The sequence below is a fragment of the Agrobacterium sp. 10MFCol1.1 genome (genome assembly GCF_000381165.1).
Lineage (GTDB): Bacteria > Pseudomonadota > Alphaproteobacteria > Rhizobiales > Rhizobiaceae > Agrobacterium > Agrobacterium tumefaciens.
In genome coordinates, this window is record NZ_KB906072.1 from 693746 (window position 1) to 712454 (window position 18709).

The 18709-nt window shown below is 58.8% G+C and carries 19 protein-coding genes; 18 read left to right on the forward strand and 1 reads right to left on the reverse strand.

The features are described from left to right. The first annotated feature begins 66 nt into the window (after window positions 1–66). The 4 genes from F617_RS0103605 (at window position 67) to F617_RS0103620 (ending at window position 2785) form a co-directional block, all read left to right on the forward strand. Entirely contained in the window at window positions 67–663 is a 597-nt protein-coding gene (locus tag F617_RS0103605) for a histidine phosphatase family protein (RefSeq protein ID WP_019564451.1), read from the forward strand. A 4-nt stretch (window positions 664–667) separates the two neighbouring features. Continuing rightward, on the forward strand, window positions 668–1375 hold the full coding sequence (pyrF, locus tag F617_RS0103610) for an orotidine-5'-phosphate decarboxylase (RefSeq protein ID WP_019564452.1): 708 nt from the start codon (window positions 668–670) through the stop codon (window positions 1373–1375). 20 nt (window positions 1376–1395) lie between these two features. Next, window positions 1396–1683 carry a DUF1330 domain-containing protein gene (locus F617_RS0103615; protein WP_003514697.1) on the forward strand — a complete coding sequence of 96 codons (288 nt, stop codon included), beginning with the start codon at window positions 1396–1398 and terminating at the stop codon, window positions 1681–1683. 121 nt (window positions 1684–1804) lie between these two features. After that, a complete protein-coding gene (locus F617_RS0103620) occupies window positions 1805–2785 on the forward strand; it encodes a complex I NDUFA9 subunit family protein (RefSeq protein WP_019564453.1) in 981 nt (326 codons plus the stop codon). 605 nt (window positions 2786–3390) lie between these two features. Here F617_RS0103620 and F617_RS0103625 read toward each other — a convergent pair. Next, window positions 3391–4197 (reverse strand): undecaprenyl-diphosphate phosphatase, encoded by an 807-nt coding sequence (locus tag F617_RS0103625; protein ID WP_019564454.1) that lies wholly within the window; start codon window positions 4195–4197, stop codon window positions 3391–3393. 157 nt (window positions 4198–4354) lie between these two features. Here F617_RS0103625 and F617_RS0103630 point away from each other — a divergent pair, with 157 nt between their 5' ends. From F617_RS0103630 to F617_RS0103695, 14 genes are all read left to right on the forward strand, one after another. After that, the gene (locus tag F617_RS0103630) at window positions 4355–5047 is read left to right on the forward strand and encodes a glutathione S-transferase family protein (RefSeq protein ID WP_003514689.1); all 693 of its coding nucleotides are present in this window, start codon (window positions 4355–4357) and stop codon (window positions 5045–5047) included. A 79-nt stretch (window positions 5048–5126) separates the two neighbouring features. Then, window positions 5127–6278: a tRNA epoxyqueuosine(34) reductase QueG gene (gene queG / locus F617_RS0103635; protein WP_026330656.1), complete on the forward strand. Its 1152-nt coding sequence runs from the start codon at window positions 5127–5129 to the stop codon at window positions 6276–6278. Window positions 6279–6281: 3 nt separating this feature from the next. After that, entirely contained in the window at window positions 6282–7154 is an 873-nt protein-coding gene (locus F617_RS0103640) for an SDR family oxidoreductase (protein WP_019564457.1), read from the forward strand. 427 nt (window positions 7155–7581) lie between these two features. Next, window positions 7582–7950, forward strand: a complete 369-nt coding sequence (locus F617_RS0103645; protein WP_013635343.1) for a septal ring lytic transglycosylase RlpA family protein — start codon at window positions 7582–7584, stop codon at window positions 7948–7950. Between the two features lie 61 nt (window positions 7951–8011). After that, complete coding sequence (locus F617_RS0103650; RefSeq protein ID WP_013635342.1) at window positions 8012–9301, forward strand: RsmB/NOP family class I SAM-dependent RNA methyltransferase; 1290 nt, start codon at window positions 8012–8014, stop codon at window positions 9299–9301. 155 nt (window positions 9302–9456) lie between these two features. Then, window positions 9457–10734 carry an imelysin family protein gene (locus F617_RS0103655; RefSeq protein WP_003514680.1) on the forward strand — a complete coding sequence of 426 codons (1278 nt, stop codon included), beginning with the start codon at window positions 9457–9459 and terminating at the stop codon, window positions 10732–10734. A 41-nt stretch (window positions 10735–10775) separates the two neighbouring features. After that, complete coding sequence (locus F617_RS0103660) at window positions 10776–12308, forward strand: di-heme oxidoredictase family protein (RefSeq protein WP_019564459.1); 1533 nt, start codon at window positions 10776–10778, stop codon at window positions 12306–12308. Then, window positions 12308–13429: an imelysin family protein gene (locus F617_RS0103665; protein ID WP_026330657.1), complete on the forward strand. Its 1122-nt coding sequence runs from the start codon at window positions 12308–12310 to the stop codon at window positions 13427–13429. The genes F617_RS0103660 and F617_RS0103665 overlap by 1 nt, the downstream gene beginning before the upstream one ends. Window positions 13430–13433: 4 nt before the next feature. Then, entirely contained in the window at window positions 13434–14528 is a 1095-nt protein-coding gene (locus F617_RS0103670) for a DUF1513 domain-containing protein (RefSeq protein ID WP_026330658.1), read from the forward strand. Between the two features lie 51 nt (window positions 14529–14579). Then, window positions 14580–15032, forward strand: a complete 453-nt coding sequence (locus tag F617_RS0103675; RefSeq protein ID WP_013635337.1) for a TspO/MBR family protein — start codon at window positions 14580–14582, stop codon at window positions 15030–15032. Window positions 15033–15112: 80 nt separating this feature from the next. Then, entirely contained in the window at window positions 15113–15562 is a 450-nt protein-coding gene (locus F617_RS0103680; RefSeq protein WP_003514669.1) for a PaaI family thioesterase, read from the forward strand. Beyond that, window positions 15559–16197: a 5'-methylthioadenosine/S-adenosylhomocysteine nucleosidase gene (locus tag F617_RS0103685; protein WP_019564462.1), complete on the forward strand. Its 639-nt coding sequence runs from the start codon at window positions 15559–15561 to the stop codon at window positions 16195–16197. The genes F617_RS0103680 and F617_RS0103685 overlap by 4 nt, the downstream gene beginning before the upstream one ends. A gap of 82 nt (window positions 16198–16279) precedes the next feature. Then, window positions 16280–17857, forward strand: a complete 1578-nt coding sequence (gene guaA, locus F617_RS0103690) for a glutamine-hydrolyzing GMP synthase (RefSeq protein WP_003514664.1) — start codon at window positions 16280–16282, stop codon at window positions 17855–17857. Between the two features lie 103 nt (window positions 17858–17960). After that, window positions 17961–18677: a 2'-5' RNA ligase family protein gene (locus F617_RS0103695; RefSeq protein ID WP_019564463.1), complete on the forward strand. Its 717-nt coding sequence runs from the start codon at window positions 17961–17963 to the stop codon at window positions 18675–18677. Window positions 18678–18709: the final 32 nt, after the last annotated feature.

Below are 18709 nucleotides of genomic sequence, written 5' to 3' on the forward strand. Positions count from 1 at the left end.
TTTCCCGGTCGTGACAGATGGTTAGGGTACTGATTTGCCCTTCCATCGCCATTGAGGACCGTTCCCATGCACGCCCTTTACATTACCCATCCCCAGGTCCGGATCGATCCGGCGGTTCCGGTTCCGGAATGGGGACTTTCGGACTTGGGTGCACGGCGGGCGTGTGAGGCAAGCCGCCTGCCATGGGCACGCGCATTGCGCCGGATCGTGTCGAGCGCGGAAACCAAAGCCATCGAAACCGCCCGAATCCTTGCTGAAACATCCGGCGCGGATATTGAGATCATCGAGGCGATGCATGAGAACGACCGGTCGGCCACAGGCTTCCTGACGCCGCCGGAATTCGAAAAGGCCGCCGACTGGTTTTTTGCCCATCCGCGAGAAAGCTTCCACGGCTGGGAACGGGCAATCGATGCGCAGGCGCGAATTGTTAACGCCGTCACGGCCGTTCTAGGCCGGCACGACCCGCAACAGCCGATTGCCTTTGTCGGCCATGGCGGCGTCGGCACGCTTTTGAAATGCCATATCGAAGGCGTCGGCATCAGTCGCAGCAAGGACCAGCCACCCGGCGGCGGCAATCTTTTCCGGTTCCCAATCGCCGAATTTTCACTTGCAGCTCAGCGCCCCACATGCGACTGGACGGCAATGGAAACATGGCAGGGATAAGACAATGACCGCGCGCGAAAAACTGATCGTCGGGCTCGATGTTCCGACTGTGCAACAAGCTGAAGACATCGTGTCGAAGATTGGCGATGAGGTTCTGTTCTACAAGATCGGCTATCAGCTGGTATTTGCCGGTGGTCTCGAATTCGCCCGCGACCTTGCCCAGAGCGGCAAGAAAGTCTTTCTCGACATGAAACTGCTCGACATCGACAACACCGTCGCCTCCGGCGTCGAAAACATCGCCCGCATGGGCATGTCGATGCTGACCCTGCATGCCTACCCGAAAGCCATGCGCGCCGCAGTCAAGGCAGCCGAAGGCTCTGGCCTCTGCCTGCTTGGTGTCACCGTGCTAACCTCGATGGATGATGCCGATCTTGCGGAAGCCGGCTATGCATCGGATGCCCGTTCGCTGGTGCTGCGCCGTGCGGAACAGGCGCGCGAGGCGGGCATGGGCGGCATCGTCTGTTCGGCAGAGGAATCGACGGCGGTGCGTGAAATCTTGGGCCCCGACCTTGCCGTCGTCACCCCAGGTATTCGCCCGGCCGGTGCCGAGGCGGGAGACCAGAAGCGCGTGATGACGCCTTTTGACGCCATCAAGGCCGGTTCGAGCCATCTGGTTGTCGGCCGCCCCATCGTCAGAGCAGAAGATCCGAAAGCAGCAGCCTGCGCCATTCTTGACGACATGCTGCGCGCCAGCTTTCCGGCAAATCAATAAGGACCATGGGAGGAGACGAAATGGCAAAGGGTTACTGGATAGCGCGCGTGGATGTACGCGACAACGAACGCTACAAGGACTACGTGTCGACTGCGAAGCCCGCTTTCGAGAGGTTCGGCGCCAACTTTCTCGCCCGCGGCGGTGCGTTGACCGAACTTGAAGGCAAGGCACGCGCACGCAACGTCATCATCGAATTCCCCTCTGTGCAGCACGCGATCGATTGCTACAACTCGCCCGAATACCAGGCGGCGGCCAAAATCCGTCAGGAAGTCGCCGACGCGGAGATGATGATCGTCGAAGGAATTTGACGGTCGTCAACCGCATTTCCAAAACTAGTCCCGTGCCTGGTGACAACGTCTCTTCACGCGCGCACGGCTTTGGGCTAATAGACTGAAAAACGCTTTATCGACAGCTTCTGAGGAGCCTCCCATGACCTTGGCCAACCTTCCACCCCTCGTCACCGTTTTCGGCGGTTCGGGTTTCGTCGGGCGGCATGTCGTGCGGATGCTCGCCAAGCGCGGTTATCGCATCCGCGTTGCCGTGCGCCGTCCCGATCTTGCTGGTTTCCTGCAGCCGCTCGGCAATGTCGGCCAGATCTCGTTTGCCCAGGCGAACCTGCGGTATCGCGACTCCATCGTCAAAGCCATCGAAGACGCCGACCACGTGGTCAATTGCGTTGGCATTCTGGCCGAAAGCGGCCGCAACACCTTTGACGCCGTGCAGGAATTCGGCGCGAAAGCCATTGCCGAGGCAGCCCGCAACGCCGGTGCAGCGCTGACGCACATCTCCGCCATCGGTGCCGATGCCAATTCGTCGACCGGCTACGGCCGCACAAAGGGCCGCGCCGAGGCAGCAATCCATTCCGTTCTGCCCGGCGCCGTAATCCTGCGTCCTTCGATCATCTTTGGACCGGAAGACGACTTCTTCAATAAATTCGCCAAGATGGCCCGCAGCCTGCCGTTCCTGCCGCTGATCGGCGGCGGAAAAACCAAGTTTCAGCCGGTCTATGTCGAAGATGTAGCAGAAGCCGTTGCCCGCAACGTGGATGGCAAGCTGAAGCCCGGCGCCATCTATGAACTTGGTGGCCAGGACGTCATGACGTTCCGCGACTGTCTTGAGGCGGTTCTTGCCGCAACCTACCGTCAGCGTCCTTTCGTCAACCTGCCTTTCGGCGTCGCCTCAATGATCGGAAAAATCGCTTCGCTGGTGCCGCTGATTACGCCGCCGCTGACTGTCGATCAGGTGACCATGCTGAAAAAGGATAATGTCGTTTCCGCTGACGCGGAAAAGAACGGCCTGACCCTGGAAGGCATCGGCATTACGCCCGTTCGCGTCGCTTCCGTCCTGCCGTCCTACATGGTGCACTATCGCCCGCACGGACAGTTCTCGAACGCCGGAAAAGCAGCATAAGCCTACCGTCGCGCATTAACGATCTGAACGAAAGCGGGAACCATTCCCGCTTTTTGTTTTTGCGCAATTCAATCGCAACCAAACCGCTATTGGCGCATTTCCCCCTCAACTGCAGGGGAGGTGCACCATCGACTGAAGCTGTTTTGAACAGTCGGGTAAAAGTTAACGGCAAAGTGGCCTCCACAGCCAAGCGTGGCACAAGCGCAACTGTGGAAAAGACTTCGCATTAACCCGGTATTCAGCAAGCCGCTTTATTGATAATGGCCACATTCCTAACATATCCAGAACCCTCACTTCACACACGGCGGCGTAATCCGCGCGAACGAACGTCTGAAAGGCAATAATAAAATGGGCAGATCTATCGCACTCTTTTTTGCGTGTGCGGCTTTGGTGGTTCTGGCGGGTTCTTTCATGGCGCCGGGCACGGTTGCAGCGGGTAAGAGCGGTTGCGCTCCCGCCTACGGTGTCGACCCTTGCGCAACGGCTTCGATCAGCACGAACTGATCAGCTTTCACAAGTCTCAAATAAAAAGCGCCTCCGGATTCTCCGGGGCGCTTTTTATTTTGTCCGTGCATTGGAAACGAACGGCTACTTTAAAGCTCGGCTCAACGGTAGAGCAGAAGTGCCGCCAGACCCAGCGAGCCGATGACGATGCGCCACCAGGCAAAGGGTGCAAAACCGCGTCGCGAGACGAAGTCCAGCAGCGAGCGCACGACGAACAGGCCGGAGACGAAAGCGGCGATGAAGCCTACGGCAATCAGTGCACTGTCATCGAAGCTCAGCGCATCGCGGTTCTTGTAGAGATCGAGCACAAACGCGCCGAGCATGGTCGGCATCGCCAGGAAAAACGAGAATTCGGCGGCGGAGCGCTTGTCCGTGCCCATCAACAGCGCGCCGACAATGGTGGCGCCGGACCGGGAGGTGCCCGGAACCATCGCAAGGCACTGGAACAGACCGATCTTGAAGGCAAGCGACGGCGGATAATCCATGATGTCGGTATATCTGGGCTTCAGCGGCATCCGGTCGACGGCCAGCAATATTACGCCGCCGATAACCAGTACGATACAGATGAGGATCGGTGTTTCGAACAGCACCGTCTTGATGAAGTCATGCGCCAGAGCGCCGATCACCGCCGCCGGCAGGAAGGCGACAGCGACAGCCAGCACGAAGCGGCGCGCCTTGGCACTTGTTGGCATCGCCATGGCGATCGACACAAGCTTCTGAAAATAAACAAGAAGTATAGCAATGATCGCGCCGAGCTGGATGAGAACGGCAAAGGTGTTGCCCGGCGATTTGAAGCCGAGAAAATGCCCGGCCAGCAGCACATGCGCCGTTGAGGAAACGGGAATGAACTCCGTAAGACCCTCGATAATGCCCAGCAAAAGCGCGCTGATGATCGATTGGTCACCCATGAGGTATCCTTTTTTAAGGGGGAAGCGGGAATGGAAAGCAATTGCGTTAAACTTGTTTTAAAGTAGCCAAGCTCTTATAGCTTCTTGATGAAGCGAAACTGAAAAAGTTTTCCGGCAATTGTCGATCATGACAACCAATCGTAAAAATTGAGTACCGATGCCAACTCTCTATCACTCTCCCATGTCGACCGCATCCCGGTTCGTTCGTCTGATCCTTTCGGAATACGGGTTCCAGACCGATCTCGTGGAGGAGCAGCCGTGGGAAAGAAGGCGGGAGTTTCTGGCGCTGAATCCGGCGGGCACCCTGCCGGTCTATCTCGATGATAATATGCGCTCTCTCAGCGGTCCCTACGTGCTCGCCGAGTTTCTCGACGAAACGCACGGGGTTTTGAAGCGTGACCGGCGATTGCTGGCGGAAGACCCGTTTCAGCGGGCGGAAATCCGCCGCTTGACCGAGTGGTTCCTGCAGAAGATGGAAAACGATGTGACCCGACCGCTGGTGCGGGAGCGGGTTTATAAATTGCAGATGACGGCGGCGCAGGGTGGTGGCCCCCCGGATTCCAAGCTTCTGCGCACCGCGCGTAACAATGTTCGTCAGCACATCAAATATCTGGAATGGCTGGCGGGTTCGCGCACTTGGCTCGCCGGCGACCGATTGAGTTATGCCGATCTGGCCGCGGCTGCTTCTGTTTCGGTGCTGGATTATCTCGGCGAAATCAACTGGCTTGAAGCGCCCATTGCCAAGGAGTGGTATCAGCGGCTGAAATCGCGCCCGTCCTTCCGGCCGTTCCTCAGCGAGCGCATTCCGCGCCTTGCCCCCTCCTCCCACTACGCCGATCTGGATTTCTAAGTTTCGGCCTCCCGGTTATTTGCTGCGGCGTGTAGCTACGCATATATATGTCGCAGAGTAACCCGCAGGAGAAACGACCATCGACGTTGCCAGCGACAAGCAGCGGATACGCGCTCGCAAACTGACGGACTTCGTTCGTCAGGAGGCGCTTTCGCTCGGCTTCGATCTCTGTCGTATCACCGCGCCGGACAGCATTCCGCTGGCACCGGGACGGTTGAGGCAGTTTCTGGATAAGGGCTATCATGGCACCATGGCGTGGATGGAGGAGACCGAGGCCCGTCGCGCTGAGCCGAAAACGCTGTGGGGCGACGTGCGCTCCATTGTCATGTTCGGGCTGAATTACGGGCCTGAGGAAGATCCTCGCGGCGTTCTTTCCAAAGCCGACAAGGCAGCCATTTCGGTCTATGCCCGCAACCGCGACTATCACGACGTCATAAAAGGGCGACTGAAAGAAATCGCCACCCGTTTTGCCGCGCGCGCCGGCGAGGACGTGAAGGTCTTCGTTGACACTGCGCCGGTGATGGAAAAACCGCTTGCCGCAGCAGCGGGTCTCGGCTGGCAGGGCAAACACACCAATCTGGTCAGCCGCACCCATGGTTCCTGGCTGTTTCTCGGCAGCATGTTCACCACCGCCGAGCTTTGTCTTGATGAGGCAGAGAAGGACCATTGCGGCTCCTGTCGCGCCTGTCTCGATGCCTGTCCGACGGCCGCCTTCCCCGCCCCCTACCAGCTGGACGCCCGCCGCTGCATCTCCTACCTCACCATTGAGCACAGAGGCGTCATCCCGCACGAGTTCCGGCCGATGATAGGCAACCGCATCTATGGCTGCGACGATTGCCTTGCCGCCTGTCCCTGGAACAAATTCGCGGCCAGCGCCTCCGAGATGAAGCTGCAGGCGCGCGAGGATTTGAAGGAACCTTCCATCGCCTTCCTGCTGACGCTGGACGACGCTGCCTTCCGCAGCTTCTTCAGCGGCTCACCGGTCAAGCGCATCGGGCGTAACCGCTTCATCCGCAACGTGCTGATAGCTGCTGGAAACTCGCGCGACCGGCAATTCGTGCAGCAATGCAAGTCTCTCGCCGGAAAAGACCCGGCACCGGAGGTGCGCGGCATGGCCGCATGGGCTTTGTCGCAGCTAATGGACAGCGAGGAATTCCGTGCATACTCTGCCGGCCGCGCCCCGGAGCCTGATCCAGAGGCGGAAATGGAATGGCAACTGGCAGAGGCGTGACCCATGCATGTGATGATTTTCGGCGCAGGATATTCGGGCAAGGCCATCGCAAACGCGCTGAAAACCGAAGCTGCAACGATATCGGGCACCACGCGCAGCACGGACAAGTTCGCAAGCCTTGCTGCAACTGGCATGACACCCTTCCTGTTCGACGGTGCCCATCTTAATGACGATCTCATCGCCACAATGGCCAATGTCACGCATCTCGTGCAGTCCATCGCGCCGGGCAAGGATGGAGATCCACTGCTTGCGCTTTTGGGCGACGACCTGAAACGGCTTCTGCCCAAGCTTGAATGGATCGCTTATCTTTCCACCGTTGGCGTCTATGGCGACCATGACGGCGCATGGGTGGATGAGGAAACCCCGTGCCGCCCGGTTTCCGCCCGGTCAGTGGAACGCGTTGCTGCCGAAACCGCCTGGGCTGCGGCTGCTGAAAAAGCGGGGGTGCCGCTTGCGATCTTGCGCCTTTCGGGGATTTACGGCCCCGGACGCAATAGTTTCATGAATTTCGAAAAGGGAACGGCGCGCAGGCTGGTAAAGAAAGACCAGGTGTTCAACCGCATCCGGGTTGAGGATATTGGTGCGGCCCACGCCTTTCTGGCGCGGAGAAATGAACGCGGCGTCTTCAATGTGACGGATGATGAACCCGCCCCGCCGCAGGATGTGGTGAGCTTCGCCGCCACGTTGATGGGCGTCGAGCCGCCTCCCGAACAGGCATTCGAGACCGCCGATCTGACGCCGATGGCACGCTCCTTCTACGGCGAGAACAAGCGCGTTTCCAACGCCAGGATACGTGGCCTCGGTTTCGATTTCAGCTTCCCGGAGTACAAAATCTCCCTGACACAATTGTGGGAAAGCGGCCTCTGGCGGGGCTAAAAATCCCCCATTTAAAAGCGATGAAAAATCCTTCCAAACCCGTTTTTGAGGATGGTTTTGGTGGTTTTTCAGTCAATTAGGCTTTTATTAACCATGCAAAAATCGCTAAAATCATAGCCATTAGAAAAATATTTCACTCACATTTCGTGAACTGGATTCACGAAGGCGTGACTTGTAACAGCATTTCCATTGAGCATTGATTCTGCGTCATTTTTTCCACTTTTCAACAATAAGGCACCGACGACACCTTTCCGGCTAATGATCACGAATGTTACGGTCTGTAACACTTCGTGATTTGAGATCAGCTTTTTTTCGCCATTTTTCCCTCGCCCTACAATCTCGCATTCAAACGCGTTCAGGCCAGACAATGGCCGTTTAGCAAGGGCACAATCAATCGGCGCGGGGCCGATTTTCAGGGAAGCACAGTTTGTTGAATATCCGTCGTATAACTTTCACCGTCGCAACTATAGCCGCCTGTTCCATCATTGCGCCTCTTCAGGCGAATGCGGCAAATGGTTGTGGAGGGGCATCGTGGTATGCGTTGAGCTCCAAGACTGCTTCGGGCGAGCGTATGAACGCCGCCAACATGACCGCCGCTCACCGCTCGCTGCGGTTCGGCACCAAGGTCAAGGTTACCAATGCCCGTAACGGCAAGGCCGTTGTGGTACGCATCAATGACCGCGGTCCGTTCATCAAGGGTCGCGTTCTCGATCTTTCCAAGGCCGCTGCCAAAAACATCGGCATGATCAGTTCCGGCACCGCCAAGGTCTGCTACGAGGTCGTCAGCGCCGATTGAGCCTTGCCCTTGCCGCCATTCGCGCCTACCAACCGGGCTAATCAGCAAAATGAGGTAGACAATGCGTTTGGGCGGGCGTTTGGCCGGAGCAATCGAAGTATTGGCGGATATTGAGGGACGCAGGCGTCCCGTTGCCGATGCTCTGAAGGACTGGGGACTTGCCCATCGTTTCGCAGGTTCGGGTGACAGGGCCGCGATCGGCAACATCGTCTATGACGCGCTGCGCATGAAACTGTCACACGCCTGGCTGATGGATGACGACAGCGCCGCCTCGCTTGGTTATGCAGTTCTGCTGCGCCAATGGGGCAAGAGCTTTTCGGAACTTGCGGCGGAATTCGACGGCGACAAATTTGCCCCTGCCGCGCCTGATGAAGAAAAGCAGAAAGCCTTTCTCTCCCGTTCTCTCGCCGATGCACCAGCCCATATTCAGGGCGACATTCCCGAATGGGTTCAAGCATCCTTCGAGACGGCGTTCGGAGAGGGCTGGCTTGCCGAGGCGCAGGCGCTGAACCAGCGCCCGACACTTGATCTGCGGGCCAACACGCTGAAGGCCACTCGCGACAAGGTGCTGAAGGCGCTGGAAGAGAGCGGTGCGGAAGCCACGCATATCGCCCGTCAGGGTGTCCGCATCCCCGCCGGCGAAGGCCCTTCCCGCCTGCCGAATGTGACCGCAGAACTGTCCTTCCAGAAAGGCTGGTTCGAAGTTCAGGACGAGGGATCGCAGATCGTTGCCGATCTTGCCGGCGCGCATGAAGGCGAACAGATCCTCGATTATTGCGCCGGTGGCGGCGGCAAGACGCTGGCCATGGCCGCCAGCATGAACAACAAGGGTCAGGTTCACGCCTTCGACGCCGATCGCAAGCGCCTCGCGCCGATTATCGAGCGGCTGAAACGAGCCGGCACGCGCAATGTACAGGTTCATGACCGCGCAGCCGGACTTGTCCCGTTTCATGAAAAATTCGATCGCGTTCTGGTGGACGCCCCCTGCACTGGCACCGGAACATGGCGCCGGCGGCCCGACACCAAATGGCGGCTGACGACACGCAATCTGGAAGAACGGGTACAGCAGCAGGGCGAGGCCCTTTCGCAGGCCAAGGGTTTTGTACGCCCCGGCGGCGAGCTGCTTTATGTCACCTGCTCGGTTCTGCCCGAGGAAAACGAGCAGCAGGTCACGCGCTTCTGCGAAGAAAATCCGCAATTCTATATCGGTTCGGCACTGGATCGCTGGCAGACGACTTTTGGCGGCAATGCGAACAAACCGCATTCCTCTGACGGCAAGACAGTGACGCTGACGCCTGCAACTACAGATACGGATGGTTTCTTCTTCTGCGTAATGAAACGCAAAGCGTGAAACAGGTTTTGCACGCGCTGATTTTACTTCGAAAAATACCGAGTAGCTTGTTTCAAAGCATTCTAAACTAGAATATTTGACACAAGTTTGCGATTGGGTCAGAACTCGCTTGCCGCAGCGTGAAGTTATTTCACGCCTGCCCAAGGAGAGGGATCATGATCCGCAAAACCATTCTCAGCGCGTCTTTCGCGCTTCTGGCCGCATCCGCGACCTTCACCGCGCTTCCCGCCCGCGCTGCGACCGACGCCGCCGCTGTCGTCAAGCATTACGCCGACGTCGCGCATGCGAAATACGAGGATTCGCTGACCACGGCGAAGGCGCTGGACAAGGCAATCGACGCGCTGATCGCAACACCGAGCGAAGGAACGCTGAAAGCTGCACGTGAAGCGTGGATCAAGGCGCGCGTTCCATACCAGCAATCGGAAGTCTATCGTTTCGGCAACCCTGTGGTCGACGCCTGGGAAGGCAAGGTAAACGCCTGGCCGCTGGATGAAGGCCTGATCGACTATGTCGACGGTTCCTACGGCACCGAGAGCGACGAGAACGAGCTTTACGTCGCAAACATCATCGCCAATCCGAAGATCAAGATCAGTGGCGAAGATGTCGATACCTCGAAGATCACCCCCGAACTGATCGAAAGCCTGCACGAGGCGGGCGATGTCGAAGCCAATGTGACGACCGGTTACCACGCCATCGAATTCCTGCTCTGGGGCCAGGACCTGAACGGCACCGGACCTGGTGCGGGCAACCGCCCCTATACCGACTACGACAAGAAGAATTGCACGAACGGCAATTGCGACCGCCGCGCCGATTACCTGAAGTCCGCCTCCACCCTGCTGATCAAGGATCTTCAGGAAATGGTGGACGCCTGGGCGCCGGAAGGCGAAGCCACCAAGACAGTGGAAGCCGACCCGAAAGCCGGCCTGACCGCCATTCTCACCGGCATGGGCTCTCTTTCCTATGGCGAGCTGGCAGGGGAGCGCATGAAGCTCGGCCTTCTGCTGCACGATCCGGAAGAGGAGCATGATTGCTTCTCCGACAATACCTATAATTCGCATCTTAACGACGCCATCGGCATCGCATCTGCCTATACCGGCGAATATACCCGTGTGGATGGAACGAAGATGACCGGCGCCTCGCTGTCGGAGCTGGTCGGCGCCAAGGACAAGGCGCTGAACGACGAGATGACGGCGAAGCTGAACAAGACGCTCGACGCCATGCATGCCATGGAAAAGCGTGCCCAGACGGTCGAGGCCTACGACCAGATGATCGGCGAAGGCAACAAGGAAGGCAACGCCGTGGTTCAGGCGGCCATCGACGGCCTTCTCGACCAGACGAAAACCGTCGAACGCGTGATTGCGGCACTCGATCTCGGCAAGATCGAACTTGAGGGTTCCGCCAGCCTCGATAATCCGAACGCCGTCTTCAAATAAGAGCCAATGCGGGCCGCAGATCGCTGCGGCCCGCCATTCCCATGCTTTCCATGAACTCATCGCTGCCGCGGATCCGCAAGCCGTTCTTCTTCGCCGGGGCAGCCTGCCTTGTGGCATCGATGGTGCTTGCCGCGCCGCTTCGTGACGATCTGACGGAAAAAGACCAAAGCCGGGTGCAGGCTGTCACCGCGCCGACGATGGATTTTACCATGCCGGAGCCCTTCGAGGCCATGTCCGGCGGGGCAACGACCAGCACCCATAAAGCCGATAGCGGCGCGTTTTCGCATCCATCCGCAACAATGCCGTTTGAGAGAAAACAGGATTTCAAGCTCGGCAATGCGCTGTTCCAGAAGCTCTGGGTGTCTTCCCCCTCCTCCACGCAAGCCTCGGACGGGTTGGGGCCGCTCTATAACGCCCGATCCTGCCAGGCCTGCCATGTGAAGGACGGCAGAGGCCGACCGCCACTTGCCGGCGAAGATGCCGTCTCCCTGTTTCTGCGGCTGGCCCGGCCTGCCCGCAACGAGGCGGAACGGGCAGCGATTGCGCGCCACGAGGTGTTGAATTTTCCCGACGAGACCTATGGCAGGCAGCTTCAGAACCTTGCCATTCCCGGCCTCGCTGCAGAGGGCAAACCTGTCGTCACCTATATCCAAAAACCCGTGCGGCTGGCCGACGGCGAGGTGGTGATGCTGCGCAAGCCAGACTATGCCGTGGCAGGCCTGCACTATGGCCCCCTGGGCGTCGATACGACTTTGTCGGCGCGGATTGCAATGCCAACCCTTGGGCTTGGGCTGATCGAGGCTATTGCCGATGCCGATATTCTGGCCGGCGCCGATCCGGATGACAAAAATGGTGACGGCATTTCCGGGCGCCCTGCTTTTGTACGGGATCACCGGACCGGCGAAGTGAAGCTCGGCCGATTTGGCTGGAAAGCCCAGAACGCCAGCGTCCGCGACCAGAGCGCCAGCGCCTTCTCCCACGATATCGGCATTTCCACGCCGGATGCACAAAACGCCTATGGTGATTGCACCGACGTTCAGAAAGACTGTCTTGCCATGCCGACCGGCGTGCAGCCACGGCTTGGGCCAGTGGAGGCGCCGGACCCCATTCTCGATCTCGTGACCTTTTACACCGAAAACCTTGCAGTGCCGCAGCGCCGCGATGTGGGTGATCCCACCGTGTTGCGGGGAAAGCAGCTTTTTTACGCATCCGGCTGCACATCCTGCCATACACCGAAATTCGTCACCCGCCGTGACGCTGCCGACCCCATGCAGTCTTTCCAGCTGATCTGGCCCTATTCGGATTTTCTGCTGCACGACATGGGAGAGGAGCTTGCCGACGGCCAGCAGGTGGGCGAAGCAAGCGGGCAGGAATGGCGAACCCAGCCGCTCTGGGGTATCGGTCTGACGCAAAGCGTGAATGGCAACGGTTTTTACCTGCATGACGGGCGGGCGCGCAGCCTGACAGAAGCGATATTATGGCACGGCGGCGAAGCGCAAAAAGCGCGCGATGCCTTTGCCGCCTTGCAAAAATCCGACCGGCAGGCTTTGCTGGCTTTTCTGGAGTCCCTTTGATGAAAAATGCCATGCGAAAAATACCCGGTCTCATCTCCGTGCTGCTGCTTTTGGGTATGCGGCCCGCAATGGCGCAGGATGTGGAGCTGATGCCGCCGCCACCGCTCGACCCCGTACAGGTGCGGGGCGTGGTGGAAAAAGCGGTGAACGGTTTCATCCGTCCCGGCTATGACCACTTCCGGCAATCGGCAGAGAAGCTGGAAGGCAGCATGAAGGCTTTCTGCGCCGCCCCTTCCAAAACGACGGATGAGGCGGCCAAAGCGGCCTTTGCCGATACGGTCTCCAGCTGGTCAACCATCGAGATCGTTCGGGTCGGTCCGGTGATCGAGCACAACCGCTTCGAACGTGTGCTCTATTACCCAGACAAGAAGGGTCTTGGCCTGAAACAGGTACAGCGTTACCTTGCGGAAAAGGATGAAAGCGTCACCAGCGCCGAGAGCCTGAAGGGCAAGAGTGTCGCAGCGCAGGGCCTCGGCGCGCTGGAATTCGTGCTCTATGGCACCGACGCGGGTGACCTGTTCGACAAGAAGGGCAATTTCCGTTGCCGCTATGGCGCGGCGATTGCCGGCAACGTTGCCAATGTGGCGGAAGAGCTTTCTGACAGCTGGAACGCACCTGATGGAGCGCAGAAAAACTGGACGCAGCCCGGCGCGGATAATCCCGTCTTTCGCGATGAGCGTGAGGCGCTGGTTGCGCTGCTTGGCATTCTCGTACACGGCGCCGAAGCAATCCGCGACCAGCGCATAGAGACGTTCTACAAGGGGCCGGACAAGGCGAAGTTTCCCCGCACGGCGATCTACTGGCGGTCCGGCCTGACGTGGAAAAGCATTGCCGCAAACATCAAGGCCGTTCAAACCCTCCTGCAAACGGCCGATATGGTCGAACTCGTGCCATCCGACCAGCGCTCCATCGTAAACTCCATCGATTTCATCGCCAAATCGATGATTCGCATTGCCGGAACGATTGATACCAACGTGGAACAGGCGCTTGATGACGACCAGCAACGCGCCAAGGTGGATTACCTGCTGCTGAACGGCAAAGACCTGATCTACCGCCTCAACGACCAGTATGGCGGCGCAATCGGTCTCAGCTCCGGCTTTTCCTTCGCCGACGGAGACTGAGGCGGTGATATCAGGCAAAAAGCCGACGCTGATAGACAGGCGCAGCTTTATCAAGGCAGCGGGCATTCCGTTCCTTGCGACGCTCGCTACCGGCTCGCTGCATGCGCTTGAACGCGCCGACGCTGTCTTCGCTTCCGCTTTTCGCGCCCATGACGGTTCCTACGGCATTGCGACTGTGAGCGAACGCGGCGAGATCATCGACCGTGTTGCGCTCCCAGCCCGCGCCCATGGAATGGCAACGAGCCATGCGACCGGCATGACAGTGGCCTTTGCGCGCCGGCCCGGCACCTTCTTCATGGCCTTTGACCCCGCGCGACGCCGCGAACCTGTCGTGATGCACACGCCGGAAAACCGCCACTTCTACGGCCACGGACAATTTTCTCCCAACGGTGCGATCCTCTACGCCAGCGAAAACGACTTCGATGGCAATCGCGGTGTTATCGGGCTTTACGATGCCCGCAACGGATTTGCTCGCATCGGTGAATACGACGGCCACGGCATTGGCACCCATGACATGACCGTGAGCGACGATGGCAGGCTGATCGTGATCGCCAATGGCGGCATCGAGACCCACCCGGATTTCGGCCGAACCAAACTCAATGTCGACAGCATGCAGCCGTCGCTCGTGCTTCTGGACGCCGCCAGCGGCCAATTGATCCAGAAACATACGATGCCAGACCAGTTGCGACAGCTTTCCACCCGCCATGTCGATCTCGGCGATGACGGGCGTGTCTGGTTCGCCTGCCAATATGAGGGACCGCGCAACGATCTTCCGCCGCTTGTTGGCCATTTCTCGAAGGGCGAGGACCTTGCCTTCGTCGATCTACCAGAGCAAACGACGGTGCGCCTTGCCAATTATGTCGGTGCCATCGCCGTCAACCGGCGCGATGGCCTGGTGGGCCTGACCTCACCCAATGGCAACGCGGCCGTGACGCTGGATGCGAAAACCGGGCGTGTTGTATCCGAGACGACCGTGCGGGAGGCTGCGGGCGTTGCCCCCGCCATAAAGGGCATTGCGGTTTCTTCCTATGACGGATTTTTCGAGGCTATTCGCAGCGACGTGGCGTGGGACCAGCATATCGTGCGTATTTCAGGCTAAAATACTGAAAATGCATCGGAACAAAAAAGACCAAAAAGCATTTGAGGCGTCATGAAAAACCTGTCCGTGTATATCATTTTCGTGGTTGTGGTTGTTGCGCTGGGTGCGCTCATCGGCATCAACAACGTGCCGGGCGAATGGTACCAGTCGCTTCAGAAGCCGCCCTTCAACCCGCCCAACTGGATATTCGGCCCCGTTTGGACAACGCTCTACGTGATGATCGGCATTACAGGCGCGCGAACATGGATCGTGAGACCGGCGGGCACGCGCATGCGTCTGTGGTTCACGCAGCTGGTGCTGAATTTCCTGTGGTCGCCCATCTTTTTCGGCATGCAAAGCCCGACAGGCGCGCTCGTTATCATCGTGCCTATGCTGATCTGCATTCTGGCTTTCATTGCGCTCACCTATAGTCGCGACCGCATCTCCATGTGGCTTTTCGTGCCCTACGCCCTTTGGGTCGCCTTTGCCACGCTGCTGAATGCCAGCATCGCCGTGCTGAACTAATTGCTCCTGCGGCACTTGCCTTGCCCGCCGCCACACGCCATGTCAGTTTGCGGTGAGGACAAAAGCAGGCAGGTAAGCCAATGGAGATCACGGATCCCGGCGATTTTCGTCAGCGGATAGAAAGAAGCTTCGCGCGGCAGGGTGTGGTGCAGGCAATCGGTGCGCAGATAAGCCGCATCGAACACCGTCTGGTGGAAATCGAGCTGCCGTTTCATGAAAAGCTGACACAGCAGCACGGCATATTGCATGCCGGTGTCATTGCCGCCGGCCTGGATACCGCCTGCACCTATGCCGCCTATACGATCATAGAGCCGGAAGCCTCGCTGCTGACAATCGAGTTCAAGGTCAACCTCATGTCGCCCGGGCGCGGCGAGCGGTTTCTGTTTCGTGGCGAAATCATCAAGCCGGGCAACAACCTGATCGTTGCCGATGGCCGCGCTTACGCCCTTTCCGACGGGCCGGCGAAGCTCATCGCCTCCATGACAGGCACGATGATGGTGGTGAAGGGCCGCGAGGATATTACCGGATGAGCTACCGGCTTTTGCATGTTGCAGACAAATCCATACTTTTCGTCATGGCGGCTTCCGCCGAATACGGCCCCCACCTGCAGGCGCGCATCGCGCCCTTGATGACCGGCGTCGGCCCGGTCGAGGCAGCGATTTCGGTCACGGCAATTCTTGCCGGTCTCGATGCGGCGGACCATCTGCCTGACCTTGTCGTTTCGCTCGGCTCCGCCGGCTCGCGGACGCTCGACCAGACTGGCATCTATCAGGCGATTTCTGTTGCCTATCGCGACATGGATGCCTCAGCCTTCGGTTTTGAAAAGGGTCGCACGCCGTTTCTCGATCTGCCGGCCGAGGTGGCCTTGCCCCTGCGCATACCCGATATTGCCGAGGCGCGACTTTCCACGGGCGCCAACGTCGTCTCTGGTGCCACCTATGGGTCGATCGATGCCGATATGGTGGAAATGGAAACCTATGCCGTGCTCCGGGCCTGCCAGCGCTTCGGCGTGCCGCTCATCGGCCTGCGCGGTATTTCCGATGGCAGGGAAGATGTGAACCATGTGGACGACTGGACGGAATACTTGCATATCATCGATGAAAAGCTCGCAGACGCCGTCGACAGGCTTTGCCGCGCTATCGAAGATGGTGCGATCACCCTTTGAACCTCGCGATTTTAGTAAATTTCCGCTGTTAGATGCCCGCTTCCGGGTTGCCTAAAGCCGCCATTTTCTTTAAAGGCTCGCCATGACCCAGATAGCCCATCCCGACAGCATTCTCATCATCGATTTCGGCAGCCAAGTGACGCAGCTGATTGCGCGCCGCATCCGCGAAGCCGGGGTCTATTGCGAAATCCACCCGTTTCAGAATGCCGCAGAGGCGTTTGAGAAGCTCCAGCCCAAGGGCGTGATCTTCTCCGGCGGCCCCGCATCTGTAACGGCGGAAGGCAGCCCGCGTGCGCCGCAGGCGGTGTTCGACAGCAAGGTTCCGATCCTCGGCATCTGCTACGGCCAGCAGACGCTCTGCACCCAGCTTGGCGGCGTTGTCGAGGGCGGTCACGCGGCGGAATTCGGGCGCGCCGATATCGACATCAAAAAGGCAAGCCCTCTGTTCGACGGTTTCTGGGAACAGGGCAAGAGCTATCCCGTCTGGATGAGCCACGGCGACCGCGTGACGAAACTGCCGGAAGGTTTCGAGGTTATCGCAACCTCCGAGAACGCACCCTTCGCCATAGCTGCCGACGAGACACGCCACTATTACACCACCATGTTCCACCCGGAAGTGGTGCATACGCCTGATGGCGGCAAGCTGCTCTCCAACTTCGTGCACAAGATCGTCGGTCTCAAATCCGATTGGACGATGGCAGCCTATCGCGCCGAGATGATCCGCAAGATCCGCGATCAGGTCGGCACCGGGCGCGTGCTCTGCGCACTCTCCGGCGGCGTCGATTCCTCGGTTGCGGCGATCCTCATCCATGAGGCGATCGGTGACCAGCTGACCTGCGTTTACGTCGACCATGGTCTGATGCGGCTTGGCGAAAGCGAGCAGGTCGTCGGCATGTTCCGCGACCATTACAATATTCCGCTGGTACATGTGGATGCCGCAGACATGTTCCTGGGCCAGCTTTCTGGCGTCTCCGACCCGGAAGTGAAGCGCAAGACTATCGGCCGTTTGTTCATCGAGGTCTTCGAGGCGGAAGCTGCCAAGATCGCAGCAGACGGCAAGGGTGCTCCGAATTTCCTCGCGCAGGGCACGCTTTACCCTGACGTCATCGAGAGCGTTTCCTTCTCCGGCGGTCCTTCCGTCACCATCAAGAGCCACCACAATGTCGGTGGCCTTCCCGAGCGCATGAACATGCAGCTGGTGGAGCCGCTGCGCGAGCTCTTCAAGGACGAGGTGCGTGCGCTTGGCCGTGAACTCGGCCTGCCGGAAAGCTTCATCGGCCGCCATCCCTTCCCCGGCCCGGGTCTGGCGATCCGTTGCCCCGGTGCGGTCACCCGCGAGAAGCTCGATATTCTGCGCAAGGCAGATGCAATCTATCTCGACGAAATCCGCAAGGCGGGTCTTTACGACACCATATGGCAGGCCTTCGCAGTGCTGCTGCCGGTGCAGACCGTGGGCGTCATGGGTGACTACCGCACCTATGACTTCGTCTGTGCGCTCCGCGCTGTGACGTCCGTGGATGGCATGACGGCGGATTTCTACCCCTACGACATGAATTTCCTCGGCCGCGCCGCGACCCGCATCATCAACGAAGTCCGCGGCATCAACCGTGTCGTCTATGACGTGACGAGCAAGCCGCCCGGCACGATCGAGTGGGAATAAAACGAAGGCGGAGCAATTCCGCCTTTGTTCCTATTTTGTTCTTTATTTTATCACCGCGCAATGATAGGTTTCCGGCCTTGGTATAAGGCTGTGGAGCATCGTCATGGAGTGCGAGTTGGCGGACGAAAGAGCCTTAAGGCAGCTTTGTTTTGATGGGCTGGAGCCGCAGAAAATACGGCGCATCAATCCGCGCTTTCGAAACAAGCTCCTGCTACTGCTGAAGCCACCACGGCAATTGGCGGAAAGAATTTTTGTCGATGCGTCGCATCATGCCAAGGGTCGGACAACCCGCGAGGCATATCCCGCCGAGCTTCTGCACATAACCCTGCTGTGTTTGGGATGTTTCGAGACAATCCCTCACGGACTGACAAGCAGGCTGAAGGCGGCAATGGGTGCGGTAAACGCGCGACCTGTTCCGGTCACCCTGGACGGAAGCGCGCTTTTCGGCAATCGCAATAGTCTGGTGCTGCGAAACGGTGGTGATCTGCCGGAGATCAACGCTCTGGTGAAGCTGCTGCAACGCGCGCTCCGACAGGCAAACCTTCCCTATATCGCGGCACCATCTTACACGCCGCATATCACGATGATTTATGGCTGCGGGAAGATAGAGCCGATGCCGGCCGGAAAACCCTATAGCTGGCTTGCGGGTAATTTCGAGCTTGTTTTCAGCCATAATGGCGAAACGCGACATGAGTCCCTTGGACGCTTCGCACTCTCCGCAAAAGCAGATCGTTATGAGCCGCTCGAAAGCCAGCTGCATTTACCGGATAAACTGATCGGTCCGAGAAAACGGCCGAACCGAAAGCAGGCGGAACGCTAAGGCCCGCCAACATATACGCACGAGCGAGGCGA